The sequence below is a fragment of the Rhodoblastus acidophilus genome, from assembly GCF_025961575.1.
GTDB classification, from domain to species: Bacteria; Pseudomonadota; Alphaproteobacteria; order Rhizobiales; family Beijerinckiaceae; genus Rhodoblastus; species Rhodoblastus acidophilus_C.
Map to the genome: position 1 here is coordinate 1 of NZ_JAOQNX010000021.1, position 26,643 is coordinate 26,643.

At 62.0% G+C, this 26,643-nt stretch carries 39 protein-coding genes; 32 read left to right on the plus strand and 7 right to left on the minus strand.

Features of this window, described 5'->3' with window-relative positions; translation table 11 throughout:
- Nucleotides 1–119 precede the first annotated feature (119 nt).
- Nucleotides 120–1,082 (minus strand): magnesium/cobalt transporter CorA, encoded by a 963-nt coding sequence (gene corA, locus M2320_RS14965; RefSeq protein WP_264597966.1) that lies wholly within the window; start codon nt 1,080–1,082, stop codon nt 120–122.
- A gap of 182 nt (nt 1,083–1,264) precedes the next feature.
- On the opposite strand from corA, the gene nifE reads away from it, so the two are divergent.
- From nifE to M2320_RS15000, 7 genes are read left to right on the plus strand one after another with little or no spacing between them, the layout of a single operon-like run.
- Nucleotides 1,265–2,944: a nitrogenase iron-molybdenum cofactor biosynthesis protein NifE gene (nifE, locus tag M2320_RS14970; RefSeq protein WP_184428247.1), complete on the plus strand. Its 1,680-nt coding sequence runs from the start codon at nt 1,265–1,267 to the stop codon at nt 2,942–2,944.
- Nucleotides 2,945–2,948: 4 nt separating this feature from the next.
- Complete coding sequence (gene nifN / locus M2320_RS14975) at nt 2,949–4,340, plus strand: nitrogenase iron-molybdenum cofactor biosynthesis protein NifN (RefSeq protein ID WP_264597967.1); 1,392 nt, start codon at nt 2,949–2,951, stop codon at nt 4,338–4,340.
- A 21-nt stretch (nt 4,341–4,361) separates the two neighbouring features.
- Nucleotides 4,362–4,757 (plus strand): nitrogen fixation protein NifX, encoded by a 396-nt coding sequence (gene nifX, locus M2320_RS14980; protein ID WP_264597968.1) that lies wholly within the window; start codon nt 4,362–4,364, stop codon nt 4,755–4,757.
- A 2-nt stretch (nt 4,758–4,759) separates the two neighbouring features.
- Nucleotides 4,760–5,230: a NifX-associated nitrogen fixation protein gene (locus M2320_RS14985; RefSeq protein WP_264597969.1), complete on the plus strand. Its 471-nt coding sequence runs from the start codon at nt 4,760–4,762 to the stop codon at nt 5,228–5,230.
- A gap of 30 nt (nt 5,231–5,260) precedes the next feature.
- Nucleotides 5,261–5,464: a CCE_0567 family metalloprotein gene (locus M2320_RS14990; RefSeq protein WP_184428251.1), complete on the plus strand. Its 204-nt coding sequence runs from the start codon at nt 5,261–5,263 to the stop codon at nt 5,462–5,464.
- 47 nt (nt 5,465–5,511) lie between these two features.
- Nucleotides 5,512–5,799, plus strand: a complete 288-nt coding sequence (gene fdxB / locus M2320_RS14995) for a ferredoxin III, nif-specific (protein WP_184428252.1) — start codon at nt 5,512–5,514, stop codon at nt 5,797–5,799.
- Entirely contained in the window at nt 5,796–6,407 is a 612-nt protein-coding gene (locus M2320_RS15000) for a nitrogen fixation protein NifQ (protein ID WP_264597970.1), read from the plus strand. The genes fdxB and M2320_RS15000 overlap by 4 nt, the downstream gene beginning before the upstream one ends.
- Before the next feature lie 214 nt (nt 6,408–6,621).
- Here M2320_RS15000 and M2320_RS15005 read toward each other — a convergent pair whose 3' ends face one another.
- From M2320_RS15005 to M2320_RS15015, 3 genes are read right to left on the minus strand one after another with little or no spacing between them, the layout of a single operon-like run.
- A complete protein-coding gene (locus M2320_RS15005) occupies nt 6,622–7,152 on the minus strand; it encodes a hypothetical protein (RefSeq protein WP_184428254.1) in 531 nt (176 codons plus the stop codon).
- Between the two features lie 43 nt (nt 7,153–7,195).
- Nucleotides 7,196–8,260, minus strand: a complete 1,065-nt coding sequence (locus M2320_RS15010) for a threonine aldolase family protein (RefSeq protein ID WP_264597971.1) — start codon at nt 8,258–8,260, stop codon at nt 7,196–7,198.
- A 55-nt stretch (nt 8,261–8,315) separates the two neighbouring features.
- Nucleotides 8,316–8,630 (minus strand): hypothetical protein, encoded by a 315-nt coding sequence (locus tag M2320_RS15015; RefSeq protein ID WP_184428256.1) that lies wholly within the window; start codon nt 8,628–8,630, stop codon nt 8,316–8,318.
- Nucleotides 8,631–8,813: 183 nt separating this feature from the next.
- Here M2320_RS15015 and M2320_RS15020 point away from each other — a divergent pair, with 183 nt between their 5' ends.
- Nucleotides 8,814–9,203 (plus strand): Rieske (2Fe-2S) protein, encoded by a 390-nt coding sequence (locus tag M2320_RS15020; RefSeq protein WP_264597972.1) that lies wholly within the window; start codon nt 8,814–8,816, stop codon nt 9,201–9,203.
- Nucleotides 9,204–9,468: 265 nt separating this feature from the next.
- Entirely contained in the window at nt 9,469–10,809 is a 1,341-nt protein-coding gene (locus M2320_RS15025; RefSeq protein ID WP_264597973.1) for a globin-coupled sensor protein, read from the plus strand.
- A gap of 262 nt (nt 10,810–11,071) precedes the next feature.
- Here M2320_RS15025 and M2320_RS15030 read toward each other — a convergent pair whose 3' ends face one another.
- Nucleotides 11,072–11,659, minus strand: coding sequence for a hypothetical protein (locus tag M2320_RS15030; protein ID WP_264597974.1), 588 nt, complete (start codon nt 11,657–11,659; stop codon nt 11,072–11,074).
- 141 nt (nt 11,660–11,800) lie between these two features.
- On the opposite strand from M2320_RS15030, the gene M2320_RS15035 reads away from it, so the two are divergent.
- The 19 genes from M2320_RS15035 (at nt 11,801) to M2320_RS15125 (ending at nt 23,681) form a co-directional block, all read left to right on the plus strand.
- A complete protein-coding gene (locus M2320_RS15035) occupies nt 11,801–13,504 on the plus strand; it encodes an ATP-binding protein (protein ID WP_264597975.1) in 1,704 nt (567 codons plus the stop codon).
- Nucleotides 13,505–13,648: 144 nt separating this feature from the next.
- A complete protein-coding gene (locus tag M2320_RS15040; protein ID WP_155447764.1) occupies nt 13,649–13,969 on the plus strand; it encodes a HesB/IscA family protein in 321 nt (106 codons plus the stop codon).
- 24 nt (nt 13,970–13,993) lie between these two features.
- Complete coding sequence (locus M2320_RS15045) at nt 13,994–14,293, plus strand: NifU family protein (RefSeq protein ID WP_184428263.1); 300 nt, start codon at nt 13,994–13,996, stop codon at nt 14,291–14,293.
- A gap of 4 nt (nt 14,294–14,297) precedes the next feature.
- The gene (gene cysE, locus M2320_RS15050; protein WP_264597976.1) at nt 14,298–15,044 is read left to right on the plus strand and encodes a serine O-acetyltransferase; all 747 of its coding nucleotides are present in this window, start codon (nt 14,298–14,300) and stop codon (nt 15,042–15,044) included.
- A complete protein-coding gene (gene nifW / locus M2320_RS15055) occupies nt 15,028–15,375 on the plus strand; it encodes a nitrogenase stabilizing/protective protein NifW (protein WP_184428265.1) in 348 nt (115 codons plus the stop codon). Before cysE ends, nifW begins: the two co-directional genes overlap by 17 nt.
- A 121-nt stretch (nt 15,376–15,496) precedes the next feature.
- Nucleotides 15,497–15,691: a 4Fe-4S dicluster domain-containing protein gene (locus tag M2320_RS15060; protein ID WP_184428266.1), complete on the plus strand. Its 195-nt coding sequence runs from the start codon at nt 15,497–15,499 to the stop codon at nt 15,689–15,691.
- A gap of 63 nt (nt 15,692–15,754) precedes the next feature.
- Nucleotides 15,755–15,967, plus strand: coding sequence for a putative nitrogen fixation protein NifT (gene nifT, locus M2320_RS15065; RefSeq protein WP_184428267.1), 213 nt, complete (start codon nt 15,755–15,757; stop codon nt 15,965–15,967).
- 2 nt (nt 15,968–15,969) lie between these two features.
- A complete protein-coding gene (locus M2320_RS15070) occupies nt 15,970–16,854 on the plus strand; it encodes an SIR2 family NAD-dependent protein deacylase (RefSeq protein ID WP_264597977.1) in 885 nt (294 codons plus the stop codon).
- Nucleotides 16,855–17,201: 347 nt separating this feature from the next.
- On the plus strand, nt 17,202–18,752 hold the full coding sequence (nifB, locus tag M2320_RS15075) for a nitrogenase cofactor biosynthesis protein NifB (protein ID WP_184428269.1): 1,551 nt from the start codon (nt 17,202–17,204) through the stop codon (nt 18,750–18,752).
- Nucleotides 18,753–18,761: 9 nt separating this feature from the next.
- Nucleotides 18,762–18,980: a 4Fe-4S binding protein gene (locus M2320_RS15080; RefSeq protein WP_264597978.1), complete on the plus strand. Its 219-nt coding sequence runs from the start codon at nt 18,762–18,764 to the stop codon at nt 18,978–18,980.
- A 237-nt stretch (nt 18,981–19,217) separates the two neighbouring features.
- Nucleotides 19,218–19,532, plus strand: coding sequence for a HesB/IscA family protein (locus M2320_RS15085; RefSeq protein WP_264597979.1), 315 nt, complete (start codon nt 19,218–19,220; stop codon nt 19,530–19,532).
- 1 nt (nt 19,533) lies between these two features.
- Nucleotides 19,534–20,079 carry a hypothetical protein gene (locus M2320_RS15090; RefSeq protein ID WP_264597980.1) on the plus strand — a complete coding sequence of 182 codons (546 nt, stop codon included), beginning with the start codon at nt 19,534–19,536 and terminating at the stop codon, nt 20,077–20,079.
- Nucleotides 20,072–20,824 (plus strand): 4Fe4S-binding leucine-rich repeat protein, encoded by a 753-nt coding sequence (locus M2320_RS15095; RefSeq protein ID WP_184428273.1) that lies wholly within the window; start codon nt 20,072–20,074, stop codon nt 20,822–20,824. The genes M2320_RS15090 and M2320_RS15095 overlap by 8 nt, the downstream gene beginning before the upstream one ends.
- Nucleotides 20,821–21,141, plus strand: a complete 321-nt coding sequence (locus M2320_RS15100) for a nitrogen fixation protein NifZ (RefSeq protein WP_184428274.1) — start codon at nt 20,821–20,823, stop codon at nt 21,139–21,141. The genes M2320_RS15095 and M2320_RS15100 overlap by 4 nt, the downstream gene beginning before the upstream one ends.
- Complete coding sequence (locus tag M2320_RS15105; protein ID WP_264597981.1) at nt 21,138–21,377, plus strand: nitrogen fixation protein NifZ; 240 nt, start codon at nt 21,138–21,140, stop codon at nt 21,375–21,377. The genes M2320_RS15100 and M2320_RS15105 overlap by 4 nt, the downstream gene beginning before the upstream one ends.
- A 73-nt stretch (nt 21,378–21,450) precedes the next feature.
- Entirely contained in the window at nt 21,451–21,708 is a 258-nt protein-coding gene (locus M2320_RS15110; protein ID WP_264597982.1) for a hypothetical protein, read from the plus strand.
- Nucleotides 21,708–22,904, plus strand: coding sequence for a DegT/DnrJ/EryC1/StrS family aminotransferase (locus M2320_RS15115; protein ID WP_264597983.1), 1,197 nt, complete (start codon nt 21,708–21,710; stop codon nt 22,902–22,904). The genes M2320_RS15110 and M2320_RS15115 overlap by 1 nt, the downstream gene beginning before the upstream one ends.
- Before the next feature lie 67 nt (nt 22,905–22,971).
- A complete protein-coding gene (locus tag M2320_RS15120; RefSeq protein ID WP_184428278.1) occupies nt 22,972–23,271 on the plus strand; it encodes a 2Fe-2S iron-sulfur cluster-binding protein in 300 nt (99 codons plus the stop codon).
- A 200-nt stretch (nt 23,272–23,471) separates the two neighbouring features.
- Nucleotides 23,472–23,681, plus strand: a complete 210-nt coding sequence (locus M2320_RS15125) for a hypothetical protein (RefSeq protein ID WP_184428279.1) — start codon at nt 23,472–23,474, stop codon at nt 23,679–23,681.
- 117 nt (nt 23,682–23,798) lie between these two features.
- On the opposite strand, the gene M2320_RS15130 is transcribed toward M2320_RS15125, so the two are convergent.
- On the minus strand, nt 23,799–24,224 hold the full coding sequence (locus M2320_RS15130) for a SufE family protein (protein ID WP_184428280.1): 426 nt from the start codon (nt 24,222–24,224) through the stop codon (nt 23,799–23,801).
- Nucleotides 24,225–24,329: 105 nt separating this feature from the next.
- Nucleotides 24,330–24,968 (minus strand): glutathione S-transferase family protein, encoded by a 639-nt coding sequence (locus M2320_RS15135; protein ID WP_264598048.1) that lies wholly within the window; start codon nt 24,966–24,968, stop codon nt 24,330–24,332.
- Between the two features lie 73 nt (nt 24,969–25,041).
- On the opposite strand from M2320_RS15135, the gene M2320_RS15140 reads away from it, so the two are divergent.
- The 4 genes from M2320_RS15140 (at nt 25,042) to M2320_RS15155 (ending at nt 26,642) form a co-directional block, all read left to right on the plus strand.
- Nucleotides 25,042–25,482: a Rieske (2Fe-2S) protein gene (locus M2320_RS15140; protein ID WP_184428281.1), complete on the plus strand. Its 441-nt coding sequence runs from the start codon at nt 25,042–25,044 to the stop codon at nt 25,480–25,482.
- Between the two features lie 2 nt (nt 25,483–25,484).
- Nucleotides 25,485–25,751 carry a DUF6156 family protein gene (locus tag M2320_RS15145; protein WP_184428282.1) on the plus strand — a complete coding sequence of 89 codons (267 nt, stop codon included), beginning with the start codon at nt 25,485–25,487 and terminating at the stop codon, nt 25,749–25,751.
- The gene (locus M2320_RS15150; protein ID WP_264597984.1) at nt 25,748–26,122 is read left to right on the plus strand and encodes a group II truncated hemoglobin; all 375 of its coding nucleotides are present in this window, start codon (nt 25,748–25,750) and stop codon (nt 26,120–26,122) included. Before M2320_RS15145 ends, M2320_RS15150 begins: the two co-directional genes overlap by 4 nt.
- A 127-nt stretch (nt 26,123–26,249) precedes the next feature.
- Entirely contained in the window at nt 26,250–26,642 is a 393-nt protein-coding gene (locus M2320_RS15155) for a group II truncated hemoglobin (protein WP_184428284.1), read from the plus strand.
- Nucleotide 26,643 lies beyond the last annotated feature (1 nt).

Sequence of the window (26,643 nt, forward strand, 5' to 3'; positions counted from 1 at the left end):
GGGATTCCTCCCTCGCAATCACGAAGAAAGAATCGCATTGTTCAAGCCAGTTGGGAATCCCCCATTGAATCTGAAGCCGCCGAACGCGCTCTAATGAATTGTTCTAGCTAAAATAAACTCTAGAGCCATTTGGCGCGCTTGAACCGGATGTAGAGCGCGAGGCAGGTTGTCGCGATCACCGCGATGACGACGAAATAGCCGTATTCCGTCTTCAGCTCCGGCATGTTCTGAAAATTCATGCCATAAATGCCGGCCACCGCCGTCGGCACCGCCAGGATCGCCGCCCAGGCGGCGAGCTGGCGGGTGATCGCGCCGGTGCGCTGCTGCTCCAGCAGGTTGCTGAATTCGAACACCGAGGTCAGCACTTCGCGCAGATCGTCGACCATGGTTTGGACCCGGCGCACATGGTCCAGGACATCGTTGAAATAGGGATGCGCGTCCACGTCGATGCAGGGCAGGTCGCTGCGTAAAAGTTTGGCGGCGACCTCGCGCATCGGGACGAGCACGCGCTGGAAGCGGATGAGTTCGCGGCGCAGCGAGAAAATGCGGGTGATCTCTTCCCGCCCCAAAAAATGGTCGACGGTGCTCTGCTCCATCGCCAGCACTTCGTCCTCGATCGTTTCGATCAGCGGGAAATAGCCGTCGACGATGTAATCGAGGATGGCGTGGAGCACATAGTCGACGCCTTGCCTCAGCAGCGTCGGCGCCGCCTCGAGCGCGTGACGCAGTTCGATGTGCGAGCGCGCCGATCCGCTGCGGACGCTGATGATGTGGTTGCGGCCGACGAACATCGCGGTTTCGCCATAGGCGATCATATTGTCTTCCAGATGCGCCGTCATGGCGACGACGAACAATTGCTCGCCATAGATGTCGATCTTGGGCAACTGGCCCGCCTTCAGCGCATCCTCGATCGCCAGGGGATGCAGATCGTAGGTCCGCTGGAGTTCGCGCATCTCCTCGTGGGTGGGATCGGCGAGGCCGATCCAGACAAAATCATCCTGCGCGCACGCCACCTTTTCGTCGATGGACACCTCGCGCACGCGCTGGCCGTCCCGGTAGAGATATGCGGCGACAATCGTCATGACACCCCTCGCAAGAGTCGCGCTCGTGGGCGACTCCTGGTCGATCCTTAGCAGGTCTGGGCGCGCCGCGGTACGGGCTTGCCGGCCTGTTCGGCACGACACTTGCTGCCCTTCCCGTCAAAGAGTTTTGCGCGCGGCGGAAACACGACAAACCCGCTGTGCCGAACGCGACAGGAGGACTTATGTCCCTTTCCTCAAAGATTCAGGACGTGTTCAACGAGCCCGGCTGCGGCAAGAACGCCAACAAGTCGATGAAGGAGAAAAAGAAGGGCTGCACCAAGCAGTTGGTGCCCGGCGGCGCCGCCGGCGGCTGCGCCTTTGACGGCGCCAAGATCGCCTTGCAGCCTTTCGCCGATGTCGCCCATCTCGTCCATGGCCCGATCGCCTGCGAGGGCAATTCGTGGGACAATCGCGGTTCCGCCTCCTCCGGCCCGACGCTGTGGCGCACCTCGTTCACCACCGACATGAGCGAACAGGATGTCGTGTTCGGCGGCGAGAAGAAACTGTTCAAGGCCTGCAAGGAGATTTTTGAGAAATACGATCCGCCGGCGATTTTTGTCTATCAGACCTGCGTGCCCGCGATGATCGGCGACGACATCGGCGCGGTGTGCAAGGCGGCCTCGCAAAAGTTTGGCAAGCCGGTCATTCCGGTGAATGTGCCGGGCTTTGTCGGCTCCAAGAACCTGGGCGCCAAGCTCGCCGGTGAGGCTTTGCTCGATTACGTCATCGGCACGGTCGAGCCCGAATACACCACCCCTTACGACATCAACATTATCGGCGAATTCAATCTCGCCGGCGAGTTCTGGCAGATCAAACCGATCCTTGATGAACTCGGCATCCGCATCGTCTCCTGCATTTCCGGCGACGGCCGTTTCAACGAAGTCGCCTCCGCGCATCGCGCCCGCGCTTCGATGATGGTCTGCTCCAAGTCGATGATCAATGTCGCGCGGAAAATGGAGGAGCGTTGGGGAATCCCGTTCTTTGAAGGCTCGTTCTACGGCATTGAGGATTCCTCGGATTCGCTGAAGGAGCTGGCGCGTCTGCTGATCGAGCGCGGCGCCGATCCCGAATTGATGGACCGCGTCAATGCGGTGTGCGAGCGCGAGGAAAAGCGCGCTTACGCCGCCATCGCCAAGCTGAAACCGCGGGTGCAGGGGAAAAAGGTTTTGTTGATCACCGGCGGCGTCAAGAGCTGGTCGGTGGTGGCGGCTTTGCTCGAAGCCGGCTTTGAAATGGTCGGCACGTCCGTGAAAAAATCGACGCGCGAGGACAAGGAGCGCATCAAGGAGATCATGGGCCAGGACGCCCATATGATCGAGGATATGAAGCCGCGCGACATGTACAAAATGCTGAGGGACGCGCGCGCCGACATCATGCTGTCCGGCGGACGCTCGCAATTCGTGGCGCTGAAGGCGACCATGCCCTGGCTCGACATTAACCAGGAACGGCATCACTGCTACATGGGCTATGTCGGCATGGTGAACCTGGTCAAGGAGATCGACCGCACGCTCTCCAATCCGGTGTGGAAACAGGTGCGCAAGCCCGCGCCCTGGGCCAAGCCCGGCGAGAGCTGGCAGGAAAAGGCGCTGGCGCAAATTGCCGCCGAGCAGGCCGAGCTGGCCGCCGATCCCGTCAAGGCTGAGGAGACGCGGCGCGCCAAGCCGGTGTGCATGTGCAAGGGCGTGACGCTCGGCGCCATCGAGGACGCCATTCGCGACGGCGCCGCCACCCCGGAAGCGGTGAAGGAGAAGACCGCGGCCTCGGGCGGCTGCGGCGCCTGCGCCGTGCGCATCCAGGAAATCCTGGATCAGGGCGCGATTGTCGGACAGCCGACACAACAGATCAATGTCGCGGCGGAGTGAGACAATGGCCAAGATTTCGCACGCGAAAAAGAGCTGCGCCGTCAATCCGCTGAAGATGAGCCAGCCGATTGGCGCGGCTCTGGCCTTCATGGGCTTGCGCGGCTGCATGCCGCTGCTGCACGGCTCGCAGGGCTGCACCTCGTTCGGGCTGGTGCTGTTCGTGCGGCATTTCAAGGAAGCCATTCCGATGCAGACCACCGCCATGTCGGAAGTGGCGACGGTGTTGGGCGGCTTTGAAAATGTCGAACAGGCGGTGCTCAACATCATCAGCCGCACCAAGCCTGAGGTGATCGGCATCGCCACCACCGGCGTCACCGAGACCAAGGGCGACGACCTCGGCGGTTTTATCAAACTGATCCGGCAGCGGAATCCCGAACTGGAAAACTTTCCGCTGGTGCATGTCTCCACGCCCGATTTCGCCGGCGCCTTTCAGGACGGGTTCGAGAAGGCGGTGGTGCGTCTGGTCGAGGAGTTGGTGCGCAAGCCGGAGGGCGACGCGAAAAACATGAAGGCGGTGAATGTGCTGCCGGGCAGCCATCTCAGCCCCGGCGACATCGAGGAGCTGCGCACCATCATCGAGGATTTTGGCCTGACGCCGACCTTCCTGCCGGATATCGGCCAGTCGCTCGACGGTCATATCCCCGACGATTTCACCCCGACCACGATCGGCGGCGTCGGCGTCGATGAGGTCGCTGTCATGGGCGAGGCCGGCTGGACCCTTGCGGTCGGCGAGCACATGCGCGCGTCCGCGGAAGCGCTTCAGGCGAAGACGGGCGTCCCCTACCGGCTGTTCGAACGGCTGTGCGGGCTCGAGGCCAGCGATGAATTGATCGGCTTCCTGATGGAGATTTCGGGACGCGAGGCGCCGGCCAAATATCGGCGGCAGCGCGGACAGCTGGTTGACGCCATGCTCGACGGTCATTTCCATCTTGGCGGACGCAAACTGGCGATCGGCGCCGAGCCCGATCTGCTGCACGACATCGGCTCGTTCCTGAGCGAGATGGGCGCGCGCATCGAGGCGGCGGTGACGACGACCTCTTCGCCGGTTCTGCAAAAGCTCGACACGGAAGAAGTCGTCATCGGCGATCTCGAGGATTTGGAGCGGCTGGCGGCGGAAAAGGACTGCGACCTGCTCGTCACCCATTCGCATGGGCGCCAGGCGGCGGAGCGTCTGAAAATTCCGTTCCATCGCATGGGCATTCCGATGTTCGATCGCATCGGCGCCGCGCATGAGGTTTCCGTTGGTTATCGCGGGACGCGCGACCTGATTTTCAAGATCGCCAATCTCGTCATCGCCCATCGCGAGGCCAATACGCATGTCACGCCGGACACGTGGCGCAATCCTTGGGCCGCCGATGAAAATGGCGCCGCGATTGCAACGTCCTTGTCACACTGAGACCCAGAGAAAGGGCGAGCCATGAAAGTCGCGTTTGCTACACAAGACCTGAAAAGGGTGGACGCCCATTTCGGCTGGGCCAAGCAAATCTCGATCTATGAATTGGACGAGAACGGCTACAGTTTTGTCGAGACCGTCACCTTTTCCGGCGATCTTCAGGAGGACGGCAACGAGGACAAGCTCGCGCCGAAGATCGAGGCGATCAAGGACTGCGCCATTCTCTATGTGGCGGCCATCGGCGGCTCCGGCGCGGCGCGCGTCGTCGCCAACAACATTCATCCGATCAAGGTGCCTGAGCCCGAGGACATCGAGTCGCTGCTGAAGAAGCTGCAGGCGATGCTCAACGGCAATCCGCCGCCCTTCATCCGCAAGGCGATGGGCAAGGGCAAGGAACGCGTGTTCGATTTCGAGGATTGAGAATGACTGAAGCCGCCGCACTCGACGACGACGCCCTGGTTGCGTCCAATCCCTTCCTCAAGACGCTCGCCAAGGTCTGGCGGGCGCAGGACGCCCACGGGACCTGGGAGCGCAAGAGCGACGCCAAGCTCTTGGGCGAGTACATCGTCACCAAGGAAGAGCGCAAGAAAATCCCGATCATCGCCGATCCCGATCCGGACACGATCTGGCGCCTCGAGCTTTTTTATAACGCCATCGGCCTGTCGATCGAGGCCGAGAGCAAGGTGATGATCACGCCGATGCTGAAGATGAGCCATGAAGGCTTTGGCCGCATGGTCCTGATTGGCGGGCGTCTGATCGTCGTCAACAAGCAACTGCGCGACATCCATCGCTTCGGCTTCGAATCCTACGCGAAGCTCGCCGAGGAAGGCGAGAAAATGGTCAAGGCCGGCGTCGAGATGATCGACAAATTCCCCGAAGCCGCCCGCTACTGAAATAAGCCCGTCAGAGGCAGTGAGGAAAGCATGAGCGACGTTGAAGCCTTGAAGGCGGAGATCAAAAAACTCTCCGCTCGCGCCATGAACGCGAAAATGAACCTGCACGATCTCTCCGAAGAACTCCCCATCGGCTGGGAGACCATCATGGAGGTCGCGCAAAAAACCCAGGACGCCTTCGCCATTCTGGAGGCGAAGCGCGCCGAGCTGAAAGCGGCGGAAGCCGCGGCCTGACAAGCGCGTTTAAGGCGAAGCTTGATCGGCCCGAGAGGAGAGAGAGTATGGCGAGCACACGTGACGGCCGCGATTGGAAGCCGGAATACCTTGTTGCGATCGACCCCGCCAAATGCATCGGCTGCGGCCGTTGCTTCAAGGTGTGTGGACGCGACGTGATGACCCTCAAGGGCATCAACGACGAAGGCGAATACATTGACGATGACGATGAGGACGCCGACGAGATCGAGAAGAAGGTGATGGTGATGGCCGACGGCGGCGCCTGCATCGGCTGCGGCGCCTGCGCTCGCGTCTGCCCGTCCAACTGTCAAAAACATGAGGCGGTCGCCGCATGAGCCCCGAACGGACCTATCGCTGGTTGATGGAGGCCGCTGCGCCCGAAATTGGCGACGGGTCCTTCGATGCGCATGTTTGCGCCTCCATTCTCGCGCTTGCGCTGGCGCAGGCGCGGGAAGACAATGTGGGTCTCGCCGCCACCAGCGGCCTCGACGCGGACGCTCTGCTGGCGCTGGGCGAGCGCTTGTTTCCGGGCGTCGCCGACGGGCTCGCGGCGTTGGCCGGCGCGGCGCCCGCGCCCTCCACGGAAGAAGACTCCGCGCGCGACCTGCTGCTGATGTATGGCAATGGCGACTACGCCTTTTTGCATCCGCTGGCGACCATGATCGCGCGGCGCTGCCAGGAGCCGCATCATCTCTGGCAGGATTTGGGGCTGCGCAATCGCGGTGAATTGTCCGAGCTGATGACGCGGCATTTCACCCGGCTGAAGCTCAAAAATTCGGCCGACATGAAGTGGAAGAAATTTATCTATCGCATGGTCTGCGCTTCAGAGGGTTTTTCTCTTTGCCCGGCGCCGGTGTGCAGCGATTGCGACGATTTCGCCTCGTGCTTCGGCTCGGAGGAGGGGATTTCGCGGCTCGCGCATTTTTTCGAGCAGCGGGCGTAAATTCAGCACGTCCCGCTCCAGCTCCAGGTTTTTGACACGCCCCATGGGAACAGCGGTCTGATCGTGGAGGCGCCGCATGCGCCTTCCGTTCGTGTGGTCGCGAGGAACGACCAGATCACCAGAGCCAGCGCCGCGCCCGAGAGCGCAAAATAAACGGCGCTGCGGAAAAACACCTTTTTGATCCGGGCTTTCTCGCCTACCGCAGGAGCCGGGCTCATGGCCTTGCGCGGCGCTTCTTGAACAGCAGCGCATGAAAGAGGTCGGGGCCGATCGTCTCCGACAGCACGCGATAGGCGAAGAACGGGACCAGCGCGAAGAACATCATCAGGCTGACCATCAACAGGCCGAGCCAGCCGCCGCCGCCGAGGTCCTGGGTGATGTCGAACGCGCCGGTGTGGAAATAGGAGAGCAGCGCGTGCTCGAGGAAGTGCGACGCCACCAGCAGCAGCGTGAACAGAAAACTTTGCCAGGCGATCAGGGTGACCAGGCGGGCGCTGCGGAGCTGGCGGCCGAACTCGACCTGCTCGGCGATGAGGATGATCTTGCCGAACACAGCCGCATTGATCGCGGCGAAGCCATGCGAGACCGAGCCCATGCCATCCTGGCGATGCGCAATGCCGACTGCGAGCGTGTAGAAGCCGAAGGCGATGTAAAGATAGAGAAATATCCAGAAGAAGCTTTTCATTTCCTTCCAGATCTTGGCTTTGAGCCCGCTCTCCCGATTCTCGTCGACGCTTGCGCTCATGTCGGCCGATCTCCCCCGCGCATGCAAGTTCGCGCCTTTAGAGTTACCTGACCTTGCGGTCGAAGGCCACACAGGATTGCGCGACCTCGGCGAGATCGGCCGCGAGCGCATCGACCTGCGCGGGATCGGCGTCCCAGGCGAACATGAAGCGCGCGGCGCCGCCGATGAATGTGTAGAAACGCCAGCCTTTTTGCCGCAAGGCGTCGAGCACGGTTTCGGGCGCGTTGAGGAACACGGCGTTGGCCTCGACCGGAAAGGCCAGGGATACGCCGGGCAGGTCTCGGACTTTGTCGGCAAGCCTACGGGCGCAAAAATTCGCGTGGCGGGCGTTGCGCAGCCAGGCGCCGCTGGCGAGCAGGCCGAACCAGGGGGCGGCGAGATACCGCATTTTCGAGGCGAGCTGGCCCGCCTGCTTGCAGCGATATTCAAAATCCTTGGCCAGCGCCTTGTCGAAGAAAATGACGGCTTCGCCGAGGCCGAGGCCGTTCTTGGCGCCGCCGAAACACAGCACGTCGACGCCCGCCCGCCAGGTGATGTCGGCGGGCGCGCAGTTCAGCGCCGCGCAGGCGTTGGCGAACCGCGCGCCGTCCATGTGCAGTTTCAGGTCGAGTTCGCGACAGACGAAGGAAATGGCGCGCACCTGCTCGACGGAATAGACCAGCCCCGTCTCGGTCGCCTGGGTGATCGAGGCGGCGCTCGGCTTGGGAAAATGGATGTCGCTGCGGCTGGTGGCGAGCGCGCGCAAACTTTCGGGCGTGAGCCGGCCGTCTGCGCTTGGAGCGGTCAAGAGTTTGGCGCCGTTGGAAAAGAATTCGGGCGCGCCGCATTCGTCGGTTTCGACATGGGCGGCGGACGAGCAGATCACGCTGTGAAAGCTTTGGCACACCGAGGACAAAGCGAGGGAGTTGGCGGCGGTGCCGTTGAAGACGAAAAAAACTTCGCATTCGGCCTCGAACAGGTCGCGGAACGCGTCCGCGGCCTTTTTCGTCCAGAGATCCTCGCCATAGGCGGGCGCCGAACCTGCGTTGGCTTTGGCCATGGCGGCCCAGGCTTCGGGGCAGATGCCGGCGTAATTGTCGCTGGCGAATTGCTGGGGTCTTTCAGTCATGGACCCCAGTTTACGGCAGTTTGGCGAAACGACCAGCCCGCCGGCGCCGCGCCCGTCAATCCAGGCCGGGGTCTTTCGCGCGCTTCCACATCAGGCGGCGAAACCGCTCCTCGATCAGTTTGGGGTCGGTGAGATGCCTGGTCTCGGCGTCATCCAGCGCCTTTTGCGCGATTTCGGCCTCGGCGGCGTTGAGCGGGACACGACCCGCCATGAAAACCGCGTCGGGCGCGACTTCGAGGATTTTGGCGCGATTGGGATGTTCGGCGACCGGGATGAGGTCGCGCGCCTCCAGCTTGCCGCCCAGGGTCAGGCCCTGGTCGAACACTTCCAGCTTGCGGCCGTCGAGCGTGGTTTTGACGAGAACCGGCATGGTCCCTCCTGATGTCATCAAGGCATAAATTTTCAAGACTCATGCCATGCTGGACCCTGATGCGCATCAGGGTCCAGCTTTTCTGTTGGCGCATGATCTTGTCCAAAAACCGGCTCCCAATTTTTTGGGATCATGCTTTAGCTCGGTTCTTGCTATCCTTGTCGGAGAAGAACGGAGTTGCGCATGTCTGAAGAGGCTTTTGTTGTCTGCGCGCTGAGCGACATTCCCAGCCAGAAGGCCAAGGGATTTCACCTCGGAATCATCAATGAGGCCGGCGAGAAGGAGTCGTATCCCATTGTCGTCGTGCGCTGGGGCAAGCAGGTTTTTGGCTATCGCAACAAATGCCCGCACCACGGTTCGCATCTCGACTGGGAGCGCAACAGTTTTCTGGACGATTCGGGACAGCGGCTGCTGTGCGGCAAGCATGGCTCGCTGTTCGAGATCGGGTCGGGGCGCTGTTCCTCGGGGCCGTGCAAGGGCGAGTTTCTGGAGAAGGTGCGCCTCGAGGTGATCGACGGCGATATTTGCGTGCTGGGGCTGACGCTGATCGAGGATGAGGACGAGGAGGCGTGACAGCGCCGGGGAGGGGCGTCCGCAGGTGTTCGATTTGAAGGGGTGGGGGGCGGCCATCGGCTCAAAAGAATCGCAGAATGCGCGTTCGAACATCGGCCATGGCGGCTCAAGGGGCATTGTCGCTTGAAGCTCCGCCCCTGCTCATGGGCGCGGATTTGAGGGTTGTTACAGCCTGGCGCAAGGCATCGGCGGGATAAAATCAATCAGAAATAAGAATAACCGCTCCGTGTCGATCGCGGCGCAATGTCTACATTGGGAGTTTCGCTTGACGTCCGACCGTGGGGCCGACAACTGCGCGCGACTGAAATTCTTCGACATCCGTCCGGAGGAGCGGCGGGTGCTTCCCGAAATCTGGACGCTCGTCAAGCCGAAGCTGCCGGAAATCATCGATGGATTTTACGCCCACGTCAGCACCGTCGATCACCTTGACCGGATGGTCGCCGGCAAGTGCCCGCATCTCAAGAGGGCGCAGACTGGCCATTGGATGCAGTTGTTTTCCGGACGATTCGACGACGCCTATTTCGACGCGGTGCGCCAGATCGGCATGGTGCATTTCCGGATCGGCCTGGAGCCGCGCTGGTATGTCGGCGGCTACCAGTTCATCCTGCGGCGGCTGTTCGACATCGCGGTGGACTCCAATCGCTGGTCGCCGCGGAAACTCAGGGATGTGCTGCGGGCGATCTCGACCGCGGTGATGCTGGACATGGAAACCGCGATTTCGGTTTACCAGGAGGCTTTGCTGTCGGAGCGCGAGCAGAAATGTCAGGGTCTCGACGCCCTGCTCAAGGGCTTGAACGCCAAGACGCAGGAGTCGCTTGCGGACCTCGCCGCGGCCTCCGTGCAATTGCAGACGACCGCTCGCGACATGACCGAAACCGCCACGAATACGCGCGCCCGCTCCGCGAGCGTGGCCTCCGCCTCTGAACAGACCAGCGTCAATGTGCAGACGGTGGCCTCCGCAGCCGAGGAATTGACGCGCTCCATCACCGAAATTCATACGCAGGTCGCTAAGTCAGCCGAGGCGGCCGACCGCGCCGTTGCCGAATCCGAGACCGCAAATGGGCTGGTCCGCACGCTGCGCGACAATGCCGAGAAGATCAACGGCATTGTCCAGCTGATCCAGACGATCGCCGGACAAACCAACCTGCTGGCGCTCAACGCCACCATCGAGGCGGCGCGCGCCGGCGATGCCGGCAAGGGGTTCGCCGTTGTCGCCAACGAGGTCAAGACGCTGTCGAGCCAGACCGCGCGGGCCACAAACGAGATTACAGCGGCGATTGGCGAAATCCAGAACGCCAGCCGCGACGCCAGCCTGGCGATCGAGGCCATAGCCGCGCGCATTGGCGACCTCAGCCAAAATACCGGGACCATCTTCCAGAGCGTCGAGCAGCAGGGAGAGGCCACGCGCGAGATCGCACGCAACATTCACGAGGCAGCCGCCGGCGCTCGCGAAGTCGCCGCAAATGTCGTGGGCGTCAACACGGCCGCAGAAAAAACCGACCTCTCGGCGCATCAGGTGATCGACGCAGCGTCGGCGCTGACGCGGCAGACCGCGCGACTTGGCGAGGATTTGAAGGCTTTCGCCGCGAAGGCGCAGGCGGTGTAGCCTGCGACTTGGCGCGGTTGACGTTTCGATGGCGCAATTCCGCTTCCCGCCGGCAGGGGCCGGCAATCGCAGGGTGGATTGCTTCGCTTCGCTCGCAATGACGGTTACCGAACAGTGACCAGTGTCCGCCGGGCTTGAAGCGTTTTCATCGCGAAAAACCTGATGCCGCCGGTTCGCGCGGGGGCGCTATCCCCACCGGCCAACAAAAAACCCTTTCGCGGGCGGACCGCGAAAGGGTGAAGGCGCGACGATCGGGGAAAAATCAGACCGGGCGGTTCTCGTTGCGGTTGCGCACCGGCAGGGCCTTGGTGAGGAAATCCTCAAAGCTGATCTTTTCGTGGACGCCCTTGGTTTCAGCGGCCTTGTCGAGGATCAGCTGCACCTTGCCGCCGCCGTCGAGCTTCTTGAAATCGTTCTTGTCGAGGCCGGAGAGGTCCGACAGCTCTTTCCACACGGTGGATTCTTCCAGCGGGAACACGGTGAGGGTCGCGTCGCCGAAGGTGACCGTATATTTGGCCAGGAAGTCGATGTTGCCGGCGAAAATAACGTAATTGCCGGTCGACGACAGCAGCGGGCCGACGATGTCCTTGAACGTCTTGAGGTTGTTGATGTCGTGGATGTAGCCGGCCAGCGCGTCGATGGTGGTTCCGCCGTCCTTGACGATGGCGAGGGCCTGCTCCAGGCAATATTCCGGCGGGCGCTTTTCGTCGGCCAGGGCCTCCTGGAATTTCAGCGCGAAATCGCCACGGAACGCCAGGTAACCGCTCTTGTCGCTCGGGCCCTTGTAGACGGCGTTGAGCAGGCGGCCCGCCGTTTCAAGGCCGGCGAGGGCGGTCGTCTCGTATGTCATTTCACACTCCGCATAAAATCTTCGCGCATCGTCGCGCTGAAAACAGCCATGCAAATGGTTTGCCGAAAATTTCGCCACAAAATGTATGGCCTGTTCCCTGCTTGTCGCAAAACCGGATGTTTTCGGTGAACGGAAGGCGACATGAGCGTCAAAATTCACATCGCGCGCCCCTTTGTGGAGGCTCTGGCGGACGATTTCCCCGAACTTGAATCGCTCAAACAGCAATTGCTGTTCGGCGACAAGGTCGAGGTCTCGTTTCTCGATCTTTCCGCGCCCCAGATCGAGCGCCTGCACGCGCTTTATGGCGCGGCCGGGCCGGCGCTGCAGAGCCAGCAGGCGCAAATCGCCACGTTGCGCCGCGCCTTTTCCGGCGACGGTCCCAAATTCGCCGCCGACGATCTCGAAGCCGTGGTTCCCGCGCTGGCGCGCTTTCTCGTCGAGGGCGGAGAGCGGGGCTGGCTGTTCACGCTGACGGCGCGCGGGCGGCCGCTGCCCTATGTGGTCTCGCGCATCGACTATACGCCGGCCAATAATGACGAGACCGGGCGCATTTTCGTCGAGCTGAAAGCCAATTCCAAGGGCGAGCTGGCCACGGCGCAATTGCGCATCTCCGCCGGCGACGTCGAGGGCAAGACCGTCGCGGAGATTTTGGCGTCCAAAGGGTTTTTGCACGAGACGCCCGAGTTGATCGCGGCCTATGACGCCAATGCGGAGCGATATTTCGAATGGCGCGCGCATTATGGCGCGCAATTTTCCGGCGTGGGCCTGGGCTATTTCGCCGAGGATCCCGCCTCCACCCACCGCAACACCGACTGGGCGCGCAAGGATAGCGTCATTCTCTCCTCAGGCGGCGCGCCCGCGCGTCTGGTGAATGATGAAAGCCTGCTCGCCAATCGCGCGCTGACCTTGGAGCTGACCGGCGATCTGCTCGGCTCCTATTTGCGCAAGGCGGCCAAGAGCAACGCCTTTTTCGAGGAGGACGAGGTCGCCGAGGTCAATGAAAACAAGGGCGCGGATCTGTTTCGCAGGATTCCCGTGCATCCCTTCATCCTGATGTTCCATCTCGACCTGCACCATTATGTCTGGGCGCATGTCGAGGATTTGACGCCCTACGCCTATCAGCCCGACCTGAAACAGAAACTGGTGCTGCCGGAGGAGCAGACCGATCTCATCGACATTCTCACCGCCGAAATGGACGTGCTGATGGACGACATTGTCGCCGGGAAATCCGGCGGCACCACCGTTTTGTGCGCGGGACCGCCCGGCGTCGGCAAGACGCTGACGGCCGAAGTCTATTCCGAGATCGTTCGGCGGCCGTTGTATCGCGTTCACTCAGGGCAATTGGGTCTGAATGTCGCGGCCATGGAGACCGCGCTCAAGGAGGCGCTGTTGCGCGCGCAGCGCTGGGGCGCGGTGATGCTGATCGACGAGGCCGACGTCTATATCAAGCGGCGCCAGGACGACATGACCATGAATGCGGTGGTCGGCGTGTTTCTGCGTGTGCTCGAATATTTCAACGGGCTGCTGTTCCTGACCACGAACCGCATCGACGACATTGACGAGGCCATTGTCTCGCGCTGCATCGCTTTGATCCGTTTTCATGCGCCTGACGCCGAGGCGCGGCGAAAAATCTGGGGCGTGATGGCCGGGCAGTTTGCGCTCGACCTCGACGAGGCGCTGATCGGCGCGCTGGTCGACCTCTATCCCCAGACCAGCGGCCGCGACATCAAGGGGCTGGCGAAACTGGTCTCGAAATATTGTCGGCATCGCGACATCGCGCCCGATCTCGAGGTGTTCAAGCGCTGCGCCGTGTTCCGCGGCCTCGATCAGGCCGGCGCCGCCTGAACGGGCGCCCTGTCGCCTTGCCGACTGTCGGGATGCTGACACGCCGAAGAATAAACATTGAAATCAATGTGTTACAAAAGCCGCGCCTCTGGCGCGGCTTTTGCTTCCTTGATGTCCAAAGGCTTCTACTCCCTGGAGGACGACATGATCCATCTCACCGACAGCGCGCTTGACGCTGTGCGCAACGCGATCGCCAAGGCGCCGGAGCCGGTGCAGGGGCTGCGCCTCAAGGTCGAGTCCGGCGGCTGCGCCGGCAACAAATATCTGATGGGTCTGGTTCGCGCCGCCGAAGAGGATGACGAGGTCGTCGAGCGCGACGGCGTCAAAGTGTTCCTCGAACATGACAGCCTGCCGCTGCTCTATGGCACGACCATCGATTTCGTCGTCGCCATCGAGGGCGCCGGCTTCACGTTCGACAATCCCAACGCCAGCCACGCCTGCTCCTGCGGCAAGAGTTTTGGCTGATCCAGATCAGAGAGGGGAATCGTTATGACCATGCACACCGGAACCATTGTCGCCGAGGCGCCCGTGACCGTCGAAGACCAACGTGAAAAGCTCGTGCGCGAAGCCATCGAGGAAATTCGTCCGGCGCTGAAGCGCGATGGCGGCGACTGCGAGCTTTTGTCGATCGAAGGCAAGGTGGTGAACGTCAAGCTGACGGGCGCCTGCATCTTCTGCAGCCTCGCCAGCGCCACGCTGGAAGGCATCCAGGCGCGCATCGTCGAAAAGCTCGGCGAATTCGTGCGCGTCGTTCCCGCCCCGACCGGCTTCAAGCGTCCGGGACATTGAGGGGATGAAAGACGCGGTCATGCCGGCGGTCAACGCTGAGGCGGAGCGCGTCAGCCTTTGGTCGCGGTGGCGGGACGATATCGCTTGCGTCAAGGCGCGCGATCCCGCCGCGCGCAATGCGGTCGAAATCCTGCTCACCTATCCCGGCGTCCACGCCATCATCTGGCATCGGTTCTCCCACCGACTCTGGACCTCGGGCGCCAAATTTCCCGCGCGGTTCTTCGCCTGGGTGGCGCGCCTGCTCACCAATGTCGACATCCATCCCGGCGCGACCATCGGCCGCGAATTCTTCATCGATCATGGCGCGGGCGTGGTGATCGGCGAAACCGCCGAGATCGGCGACGGGGTCACGCTTTATCATGGCGTGACGCTTGGCGGCGTCAGCTGGACGCCGGGCAAGCGCCACCCCACGCTGGAAGACGGGGTGCTGGTCGGCGCCGGCGCGAAGATTTTGGGGCCGATCCGGATCGGCACCGGCGCGCGGATCGGCGCCAATTCGGTGGTGGTCGAAGAGGTGCCGCCGGGCGTCACCGCGGTCGGCATTCCCGCCCGCATCGTGCGCGCCATGGATCGCCGGGCGCTCGGCAATGGCCGGGTCAATCTCGACCATCACCTGATCCCCGATCCCGTCGGCGAAGTGCTGTCGATGCTGCTCGACCGCGTCGAATTTTTGGAGGCCCGGCTCAACCATATGCAGGGTCGGGTTCAACGACACGAAGAAGAAAGGTTTGACGATGAGCGCGCTGGATGATTTGGGCCGCCTGTCCTCGGCGGAAGATTTTTTCAATCACCTCGGGGTGGCGTTCGACCCGGCGGTGGTGCGCGTGTCGCGCCTGCACATCATGCGGCGCATGGGCCAATATCTGAAGGGGCTGCAACTCGACGGCTCCTTCGAGGGCAAAAGCGACGACGAGATCAAGGCCTTGTGCGCCGAACATCTGGAGCAGGCCTATCAGGATTTTGTCGAGAGCTCGCCCATTCAGGAGCGGCTGTTCAAGGTCCACAAGGATGCGGTGGCGCCCAAGGAAGAGGTGAAGCCGCAAAAGCCCTTCGTGCCGCTTTCTGATCTGACCGTCGGCTGACGACGACGACAAAACTGTGCGATTTCCCACGATTTCGTACGGAAATCCCATGGCACACCGCTTGCTCCGTTTGATCGCGTTGAATGCTCAGCCGCGTGCGGCTGAATGAGGAGAGAAGACCATGGCCTACAAAATCATCGCTTCGCAGTGCACGGGCTGCTCGGCCTGCGAGTTCGAGTGCCCCAATGCGGCGATTTCGATGAAGGGCGACACCTTCGTGATCGACCCCAAGAAGTGCACCGAATGCGAAGGTCAAAATGACGGCGCCAAATGCGCCGAAGTCTGCCCGGTGCCGAAGACCTGCGTGAAGGCCTGAGCCTTCTTCAACTGAAGCGCCGGCGCCTGGCGCCGGCGTCCCTCCCAGTCCCCCGAGGTTTCCATGAAAGTCATGATCCGCAAGTCCGCCGACTTCGGCCTTTCGATTTACGTCCCGAAAAAGGATCTCGAAGAGCCGATTGTCGAGAAGGAGCATGAGACCCTCTGGGGAGGCTGGATCAAGGTCGCCAACGGTTGGATTCTCGACCTTCCCGAAATGCCTGCGGACACCCGTCTGCCCATCACGGTCGAGGCCAAGAAGCGCGCGGAGGATTGAGCATGGCGACAGCGGCCCTTCTTTCCGACGCGATCGCCGAAGAGGCGATTCTTTCCGGCCCCGAGGCGGAAAAGATTTTGGGCGAAGTCGCCGCGAAACTGCGCGGCGGAGACATCGTCCCCTATCTCGGCCCCGCCATTGTGGGGATGACCGAGCCTGCGATTCCGCTGGGTCCCGAGGGGCTGGCCGAGTTCTTCGGCAAGAAGGTGGCGCTGCCGCGCCGCGCCCGCGGCAACGCCTGGGCGTCCGCGCAATATATCGAAGGCTACAAGCTGCGGCCGACCGTTGTCCTGTTCATGACGGAAGCCTTTTCGGCGCCGGTGGCGCCTGCGCCGCTGCAGACGTTTCTGGCCGGGCTGAACCTGCCGCTGATCGTCGACACCTGGTATGACGGCGCGATGCGAAAAGCGCTCGCCGACAAGGGAGAGTGGGGCGAAGTGCAGGGCATTTCGCGCGCCGGCATTGGCGAAGACCGCTGGTTCCGCTTTTATGACGCCGCCGGCGGCGAGGCCAAGGCTGCGGATGCGGCGGGTTGGAAGACGCTGCTCTACAAGCCGCATGGCTCGGTGACGCCGGCGAAGAATTATCTGATCTCCGACGCCGATTATGTCGAGGTTCTGACCGAGATCGACATTCAGACGCCGATCCCCGATGCGGTGAAGGATCGTCGCGGCGATCGCGGTTTCCTGTTCATCGGTTGCCGCTTCCATGACCAGATGCTGCGCACCTATGCGCGGCAGGTTTCGAAACGGTCGGCGCCGCCGCATTATGCGGTGATCGAGCCCGACCAGGAATTGACGCTCAATGAAAAGCGTTTCTTTGCGGCGGAGAATATCGTGCCGCTCGCCATTCCATTGGCGCGCGCCTGCGAGATCATCATGGCGTGAAACGAACCTGTCTGCGGCCCTTGCGGCGCGACTTGAGGGAGCCTCCGGGCTCCCATTTTTTTTGTCGTGGCGTTGAGCGTCATTGCGAGCGGAGCGAAGCAATCCACCTTGCGTGCAAGTCGCAGCGTGGATTGCTTCGTCGCTGCGCTCCTCGCAATGACGGACGGTTTTATTGTCAGCTTTGCAACAGGTCGAAAATGGCGTCTTGATTTCTGTGACCTCTACGACAATTGTCTTTGTCAATCCGTATTAAATAACTGTTTTAAAACAGGAAGTCGTCTTGGCGCGCTCTGGCGCGGCCCTTGCTACCAATGGCGCAGGATTGAATTCGCTGGAGAGGCTGGTCAATGGAATCTTTGACGCATCAAGCGGGCGCCGATGGCGTGGATATGGACGCGATCATGCAGCAGATGGCCGAGCACAAGGGCTGCGGCACATCGGGCGGTTCGGGCAAATCGAGCTGCGGCTCGTCGGCCGGACCGAGCGACATGCCGGCGGAAATCTGGGAGAAGGTGAAAAACCATCCCTGCTATTCCGAAGAGGCGCATCACCATTTCGCCCGCATGCATGTCGCCGTGGCGCCTGCGTGCAACATCCAGTGCAATTACTGCAATCGCAAATATGACTGCGCCAATGAATCGCGTCCCGGCGTGGTCTCCGAGCGTCTGACGCCGGAACAGGCGGCGAAGAAAGTGGTGGCCGTCGCCGCGACCATTCCGCAGATGACGGTGTTGGGCATTGCCGGCCCCGGCGACCCGCTCGCCAATCCGGCGAAGACGTTCAAAACCTTCGAGCTGATCGCCAAGACCGCGCCGGATATAAAACTCTGTCTGTCGACCAATGGTCTGGCGCTGCCGGAGCACATCGACACAATCTCGAAATACAATATCGATCACGTCACCATCACCATCAACATGGTCGATCCCGAGGTCGGCGCGAAAATCTATCCGTGGATTTTTTGGGATCACAAGCGCATCGAGGGCGTGGAAGCCGCGCGCATTCTCTCCGAGAACCAGCTTCGCGGTCTGGAAATGCTGACTGAGCGCGGCATCCTCTGCAAGGTCAATTCGGTGATGATCCCTGGCGTCAACGACCAGCATCTCGTTGAGGTCAACAAGGCGGTGAAGTCGCGCGGCGCCTTCCTGCACAACATCATGCCGCTGATCTCGGCTCCTGAGCATGGCACCGTGTTTGGGTTGACCGGGCAGCGCGGCCCGACGGCGCAGGAGCTGAAGGCGCTGCAGGACGCCTGCGAAGGCGAAATGAACATGATGCGCCACTGCCGCCAGTGTCGCGCCGACGCGGTGGGTCTGTTGGGCGAGGATCGCTCGGCGGAATTCACCACCGACAAGATCATGGACATGGAGGTCAATTACGACCTCGAGTCGCGCAAGGCCTATCAGGCCGCGGTCGAGCAGGAGCGCGTCGCCAAGGTCGAAGCCAAGAACGAAGAAATGGCTGCGCTTGCCGGCGAGGAGAGCGACGTCAAGGTTTTGGTCGCCGTGGCGACCAAAGGCAACGGTCTGATCAACGAGCATTTTGGTCACGCGAAAGAATTCCAGATCTACGAACTCTCGACGTCTGGTTCGAAATTCGTCGGTCACCGCCGCGTCGACATGTATTGCCAGGGCGGCTTTGGCGAAGAGGACACGCTGGGCACGGTGATCCGCGCCATCAACGATTGCCATGCGGTATTCGTCGCCAAGATCGGCGGCTGTCCGAAGAACGACCTGATCAAGGCGGGCATCGAGCCGGTGGATGAGTTCGCCCATGAGTTCATCGAGAAATCGGCGATCTCCTGGTTCAAGGCCTATCTCGAGAAGGTGAAGTCCGGCGAGGTTTCGCATGTCGCGCGCGGCGATGCCGAAATCCGTCAAGGCGCGCTGATCGCGGAATAGGAGTTCGTCATGGCGTACAAGATCGTTGCATCGCAATGCACGTCCTGTTCGGCGTGCGAGGCGGAATGTCCGAACATGGCCATTTCGGAAAAGGGCGGGACCTTTGTGATTGATCCCGCCAAATGCACGGAGTGCATCGGGCATTTCGACACCGCGCAATGCGTCGCGGTGTGCCCGGTGGACAAGACCTGCATCATCGATCCGAGCTACCCGCGCTACCAGGCGTGACGCGCCTGTCCCCTCTCCCCGCAAGCGGGGAGAGGGTTAGGGTGAGGGGCTGGGGCGTTGGCCTCGGCGCCATCAGGACAACCCCACGCGGCTGCTTTCCTGACGACATTGAAGCCAACGCCCCAGCCCCTCATCCCCCGCCTTCTCCCCGCATAGCTCGTCGAAAGACGGGCGTCCTCGCGGACGCCCTTTCGGGGAGAAGGAGCCAGAGCCCGCCCTTCATCGAGAGCCCCCTCCATGACCAATTTTGTCCTCACCCCGAAAGCCAACCGTTTCATGCGCATGATGGTGATGACCGATGGCGGACCCGGCGCCGGCTTCCGGCTCGCCGTGTCGCCCGGCGGCTGTTCCGGTCTGTCCGCCGACATTTCCGTGATCGCCGAACCGCTGCCCGGCGACGCCACTGTCATCCAGGACGGCGTAAAATTGTTCCTGCCGGCGGAAAGCCGCCTGCTGTTGCAGGACGTCACCATCGACTTCGCGGATACGCCGACCTCGACCGGCCTCGTCTTCCACGACCCGAAGCAACAGGCTTGCTGCAGCACGAAGTGACATGATCCAGTCCGCGTCGCGTCAGAGTGATGTGATCTTCGCCGAAGAGGGGGTGCTGTCGCATCCGCTGTTCGGCGGCGGCCTCGCAGCGGAGGCCGAACGCGCGCTGGAACAGGCGGGTTTGAGCTACGCGGACCCCGAGCAAGCCGAAGCTTTTTTGCGCGCGGCGGAGTGTTTCGCGCCCGACCATTTCGCCGTGTTGATTGGTTGGTACCGGTACTATTTCTACAAGGGCCGTTTGGCCGAAGCGCTCGCGATCGGCCGGCGCTGCCTGATCAAAACCGCGCGCGAAAAGAATTTCGCCGTCGACTGGCGCGACGTGCGCGCGGGCGACGCCGACTTCGGCTCCTATGACGATGTGATGGCGCGCTTCTTCATGTTCTGCCTCAAGGGCTATGCCTATCTGCACCTGCGTCTCGGCGATCTCGAGGAGGGGCGCGAGGCTTCGCTCAAATTGCTCGAACTCGATCCCACCGACCGCATCAATGCGCGTCTGCTGCTCGACGTGCTCGCGCGCGCAAAAACTGCGGAGGCCGGCGATGAATGACGAGATTGTCGAAACCATCGACTGGCGCGGCGAACCGATCGATTGTCGCACGTGTCGGCATCAGGACATGCTGGCCCAGGGCAAATGTCAGCTTTCCCACGCCTGCGTGAACGACCGTTACGCGCGCCGCATCGACCGGTTTTTTCACTGGAATCCGGAACTGTCGAACGACTATCTCAAGCACGAATATTTCGAGATCCGCGCCATCGCCGCCAAGCGCGCGGCGGTGTTCGGGCTCATTCCGCTGCTTGACGATCCTGAGGAAACCGTGCGCTGGAATGCGGCGCGCCGGCTGCCGACGAAGCATATTTTGAAGCTGCGCCACGACCCGCATCGCGAGGTGCGCATCCGCATCGTCTCGCTGCTGGACGGCGCCGATCTCGTCCCGATGTTGCGGGATGAAGACTATTATGTCCGACAGGTGATTGCGCGAAAACTGGCGCCAAACCTGCTGGAGTGGCTTGTGAGCGATCCCGAGCCGGAAGTGCGGCGGGTGGTGGCACAGCGCGCGGAAAAGAACGTGCTGTTGCGCATGATGACCGACCCGGAGCCACGCGTGCGGGTCGAGGTGGCAAAACGTCTGGCACCGGAATTTCTGGCGCGGATGCGTGGGGATGAGGACTGGCGCGTACGCTATGAGGCGGCCTGCCGGATCGAGACGGACCTGCTGGCGGAGCTGGCGGAGGACGAGGATGAAATGGTGCGCGAAACGGTTCGCGCACGGTTGAACGGGGACCGGACATGAGCAACATCGTTCGCGACAGCGAGGTCAACGAACTCGTGAATCAGCCGTATTTCAATTACGGCGCGAAGGTGCGAGCCAAACGTCTGGTGCGCAATGACGGCACCTATGCCGGCAAGGAGATCGGCGACCTTCTCGTGAAGAAGGGCGAGGTCGGCTATGTCGTCAGCATCGGCACCTTCCTGCAGCAGTTCTATATTTACGGCGTCGAGTTTCTCGACAGCGGCAATCGCGTCGGCATGAAGCGCCGCGAACTCGAATGGGCCGACGCCTCCAACGACGACGATGACCTTCCCCTGCCTCAGGAGCTTGACGCATGATCGATCCGCGCGAACCGAAATATCAATGGGGCATGCGCGTGCGGTGCCTGACCGATCTGGTCAATGACGGCTCCTTCCCCGACGCGCCCGAGGATGCGGTGCTGGCGGCGGAAGGGGCGCTGGGCGAGATCGTCCAGGTCGGCGCCCATGTCGAGAGCAACACGCCCGTTTACATGGTCGAGTTCGAACAGAAATATGTGGTCGGCTGCCTCGAAGAGGAAATCGAGCCGGTCTAGCGCATAGCCCCGAAACGTGGCTCCCGGTTTTCGGGCGGGGCTATGCGCCAACGAGACGTTCTGGAGTTTGATCATGGGCATCGACGAAGCGGTCCTGAGCGACATCGAGGCGACGGTTGCGGCGGCGCAATCGCCGGCCGTGCTGGCGGAATTGCGGCAAAAATATCCGCGGATGGCTTGGTTGCGCTGCGACGCTTCCGATGTCGCGGAGACGCCGTGGAAGACAGTCGGTTTGTTCGACCTGCATCTGGTCGGCGGCGACCATTGTCCGCAGGTGGTGCCCGATCCGACCCAGGCCACCGGCTTCATTCTCGCGCGGCGGGCCGGCTGATGACCGAATATGATTATTCCGACGAAGGCGAAGGCCAATATATCGAAATTCCGGACGAGCCGATTCCGCTCTCCGATCCCGATCTGACCGCCGCCGAGCTGAAGGCGGTGGAGGCGGTGCTGCGTTCGCCGTTTCTGGGGGCGGGGCCTGTCGTCGACGAGTTCGAAAAAGCCTTCGCGAAATATCTGGGGCGGCGCTACGCCATTGCGGTTCCCAGCGGAACGATCGGTCTTGCGCTGATCCTGCTGGCGCAGGGCGTGGGGCCGGGCGACGAGGTGATCGCGCCCTCCTATTCGTTCCGCGAATGCGCCCAGGCCATTGCGGCGATCGGCGCGACGCCCGTCTTCATCGACATCGACTATTGGTCGGGCTGCGTCGCCGCCTCCAAGGCGGAAGCCAAGATTTCGGAAAAGACCCGCGCCATTGTCGTGCTCAACAGCAATGGTCATCCCGCCAATTGGACCGCGTTCCGCGCTCTGGCGGAAAAGACCAAGCTGCCGCTGATCGAGGATTGTTCGGAGTCCATTGGCTCGCGCTATCAGGGGGCTTTGGTCGGCACGTTTGGCGACGCCAGCTTTTTTGATTTCTCGCAGCCGTCGCCGCTGGTCTGCGGCGAGGGCGGCATGATCGTCACCGACGATGTCGATCTGGCCATGGCGGTGCGGCGGCGCCGGTCCCATGCGCTGGAGGAGCGCGGCTCGGTGGCCGTCACCAGCGCGCCTGCGCTTCAGGCGAAGATGAGCGATCTGACCGCCGCGCTCGGGCTCGTGCAATTGTCCCGGATCGACGAGATTTTGGAGAAGCGGCGCGAGACCGAACAGACCTATTCGAAATTCATCCAGGCTTTCGAAGGCATCAAGCCGCCCTATGTCGGGCCTGAGGTCACGGAGCTGCATTGGTTCGTCTATGTCGTGCATCTGGGCACGCGCTACGACCGCAAGACGCGCGATTCCATCATTGAGGAATTGGTTCTCGAACAGGTGGAGGGCTCGCCCTATTGCACGCCGCTGCATTTGCAGCGCCATTACTTTGAACGCGGCTGGCGTCGCGGCGATCTGCTGGTCACCGAAAAGGTGGCCGATCGCGCCGTCGCCCTGCCGTTCCACTCACACCTGAGCCCGGAGCAGATCGAATTCATCATGGCCACCGCGAAGGACGCGCTGGTCTCGGCGAATACCGGCGCCGCCCCTCTCTAGGGGCGGAGTCGGAGAATAACGATCGACGGCCAAAAGAGCCGCGACGTAAAATTTTGGAGTTGGAAACATGGCATCTGTGACTTTGGCCCCGACGGGCCAGGTGGTGGAGGCGGCTGAAGGCGAGTCGCTTCTCTCCGTCATCTTGAAAGCGATCCCTGGATTTTCGCACAAGTGCGAGGGCAAGGCGCAATGCGGCTCTTGCCACATCTTCGTGCTTGAAGGACGAAAAGGCCTGACCAAGACCACGCGGGAAGAGAATTCCAAGCTCGACGAACTCGTCGGCGTCGGCTCGAAATCGCGACTGGCCTGCCAGACCAAGGTCTTGGGCGCCGAAGACATCAAGGTGGAAATTCTGAGTTTCGTCTGATCCGTTTTTCAGGATCGGATGGAAGCCCGCGCGGATGGGGTTCGCGCGGGAGAGGCGCCGGCTTGCCTTTTTTCAGCAAGCGGCGCCGCGCGCGAAGGGGACCGCCCCCGGTCTTCGCGCGGAAAAACCTGGCGCTCTCCGGGATTCGGGCGAAGCGGGAGAGCGTTGGGGAGGGGGCGTTTTCGTCAGGGAGTCACAACATGACGCAAGTGATCGTTCACGCCTGCTACTATCCCGATGGCACGATCAAGGAGATCGGCGAGCGTCCCAGCACTATGTCGGGGCAGCAATGGTTCAATTTCCTCTGCCAGAAAGTTCCGCACGCCGGCGCGGCTCTGTCGGGCGGTCGGCATGTTTTCAGGCTGTCGGCAGGGGATCTCGATGCGCTCAAGGCGGAGGCCGGAGCGTAATCGTCAAATTGAAGCCCGCCGGCGTCGCAACCGGCGGGCTCACGCGTGGTCCGCCCTCGTGCTTCGAGACGGCCTTTCGGCCTCCTCAGCATGAGGGCTCATTTTTTGGCGGTTCGCTTATGCCGCCGCCAGAGCGGCGGCCGCGTCGCGCTTGATGCGCTCGACCATGGAGCGCAGGCCGTTGGAGCGCTGCGGCGTCAGGTGTTGTTCGAAGCCGAGCCGCTTGAACAGGGCCGGCGCGTCGGCCGCCAAAATGTCCTTCGCCGTATGGCCGGAGAAAAAGGCCAGCGTCAGCGCCACCAGGCCGCGCACGATATGGGCGTCGCTGTCCCCCAAAAAGTTCAGGACCGGAACGCCGTCGGCGTTGCGCTCCACTGTCGTCTGCAGCCAGACCTGGCTGGCGCAGCCGCGCACCTTGTTCTCGTCGGTGTGGGCCTCTTCCGGCAGCGGGTCGAGGCTGCGGCCGAGCTCGATCAGATAGCGGTACCGGTCGTCCCAATCGTCGAGGAACTCGAAACTTTCGATGATTTCGTCCAGCGTCATACCAAAACCTTCCCGGTCGCGTTTTCCGCGCGGCCATGCAAGAAACGCGCAGCCTCTATTTCGCCCTTTGTCGCAAGTCAGACAAGCCCTCAGGCGCCCTTGCCCTCAGGCGCCCTTGGCCAGCGTTTCCGGCCTATACCCTTCCTCGCGCAAAACCTGGTTCACCGCCGGGCGCGCCAGCATGGCGCGATAATGGCGCAGCAGGTTGGCCGGCAGTTTCATCCCCACTTTGTCGGCCCAGAATACGACGTAAAACAGCACGGGATCGGCCGCCGAAAAATTTTGGGCGATCCAGTCGCGGCCCTCCAGCTGTCGGTCCACCAGCGCCAAAGCCTTTTGCGCCAGCGCGAGGCCCTGCGCCTTGATGCTCTCGTGCAGCGACGAATCCGGGCAAAAATTGCCCGGCGCGAAATAGCGGGCGAAGCCCTGGCCGTGGATCGCCGAGGCGACAAAAATCATCGTCTCCAGCGCCCGCGTCTCCTCCTCGGGATCGGTGGGCCAGAAGCGTCCCTTGCGCCGGGTCTTCGCCAGCCAGAAGGCGATGGCGGGAACTTCCGTCAGCACCGAGCCGTCCGGGCGCACCAGAGCGGGGATATTCGCCTTGGGATTGATGGCGAGATAGTCCGGCTTGAACTGATCGCCCGCCGGCAGGTTGACGATATGCGCTTCAAAAACCTCCTCCAGCTCCTCCAGCAGGATGTGGATGGAGGTCGAGCAGGATCCGGGCGTCATGTAGAGTTTCATCGGCATGTGCGTTCTCCGACACTGGCTCGTTTCTTGCAATTTCCGTGACCGTTCAGGAGACATGAGAGCCGTCATGAGCGTCAGTGCGGAAAGCCCGCGCGAATATTTCGCCATTTGCGAGGTCGAGGAGATTCCGCGCGGCGGCGCGCGCGCCTTCGATCTCGCCGAGCCCGACGGCGAGGGGCAGAAACCGTTTCGCATCGTCATCGCCCGCAACGCCAGGGGCGACCATTTCGCCTATCGCAACGCCTGCCCGCACCAGGGCGTGTGGCTGAATGTCGGGTCCGGGACGTTTTTTGACGAAAGCGGCGCGCTGCGCTGCGGTCGGCATGGCTCCCGGTTTGATCTGGAAAGCGGGACCTGCGTGTCCGGGCCTTGCGAGGGCGCGCAGCTGCAAAAAATCGGCGTGGCCGTGGTCACCGGCGACGTCTGCATCCATGGCGTCAGGCTGGTCGAGGACGACCGCGCCTGGGACGACGACGACACCATGGACATTACGGTTCCGCCGGGTTGAGCATGACGACACGCTATTTTCTGTCCACCAGCGGCATCAAATTGCCGCTGCGCATGGTCAATGAGATCGAACAGGACGCCTTGTCCAACCGCAACACCTATATTCGCGCCGATTACGATGGCGATGGCCGGTTGCTGCGCTTCGAAAAGCTGGTCTATGGCGACATCGAGCTGACCCACGCCTATGAATATGACGCGGAGGGGGCGCTGCGCCGCGCGGAAATCGCGCTGGCCGACGAGGACCCGATGGTGCTGGATTTCCCGGCATGAGCCTTTATGAGCGCATCGGCGGCGCCGTGACCATCGATCGCGTGGTCGAGAGTTTTTATCGCGCCATGGACGAATTGCCGCAGGCGAAGACGATCCGCGCCATGCACGCCGACAATCTCGCCGGCGTGAAAGTGGTGCTGAAGAAATATCTGAGCGAATGGACCGGCGGGCCCGCGCTCTATTCGCCGGTCAAGGGGCATCCGCGCATGCGCCAGCGCCATATGGGTTTCGCCATCGACAATGCCGCCCGCGACGCCTGGATGGCCTGCATGGACCAGGCGCTGGCGGAGCATGTGTCGGACCCCGAGGCGCGCGACACCTTGCGCGACAATATGAAAAAGCTCGCGGATTGGATGCGCAACAGCGAATGAGCTCCGTCGCTTCCGCAGGGATGAGGGTGACATCGCGTTGACGCGCGGCTACGATCAACAAAGGCGCCTGGGCGCGCCAAAGATTTTTCGCCGGATGAAGGTCCGGTCCTGATGGAGTTTGGATGTCATGAGTGAGTCGGCTGCGGGCAGCATTTATGAGCGCATCGGCGGCGTCGAGACGATCAACAAGGTGGTCGATAGTTTTTACCGCCACATGAGCCTGTTGCCGCAGGCGCAGACCATTCGCGCCATGCATGGCGACGGCCTGATCGCCATGAAGAGCGTGCTGAAGAAATATCTCACCGAACAGACCGGCGGACCCGATCTCTATTCGTCGGAAAAGGGCCATCCGCCCATGCTCCAGCGCCACCAGGCCTTTCCCATCGACAATTACGCCGCCGACGTCTGGATGGAATGCATGGATCTCGCGCTGTCGGAGCATGTCGCCGACGCCGATGTCCGCACGCAATTGCACGCCAAGATCCGGTCGCTCGCCGACATGATGCGCAATACCAAATAAG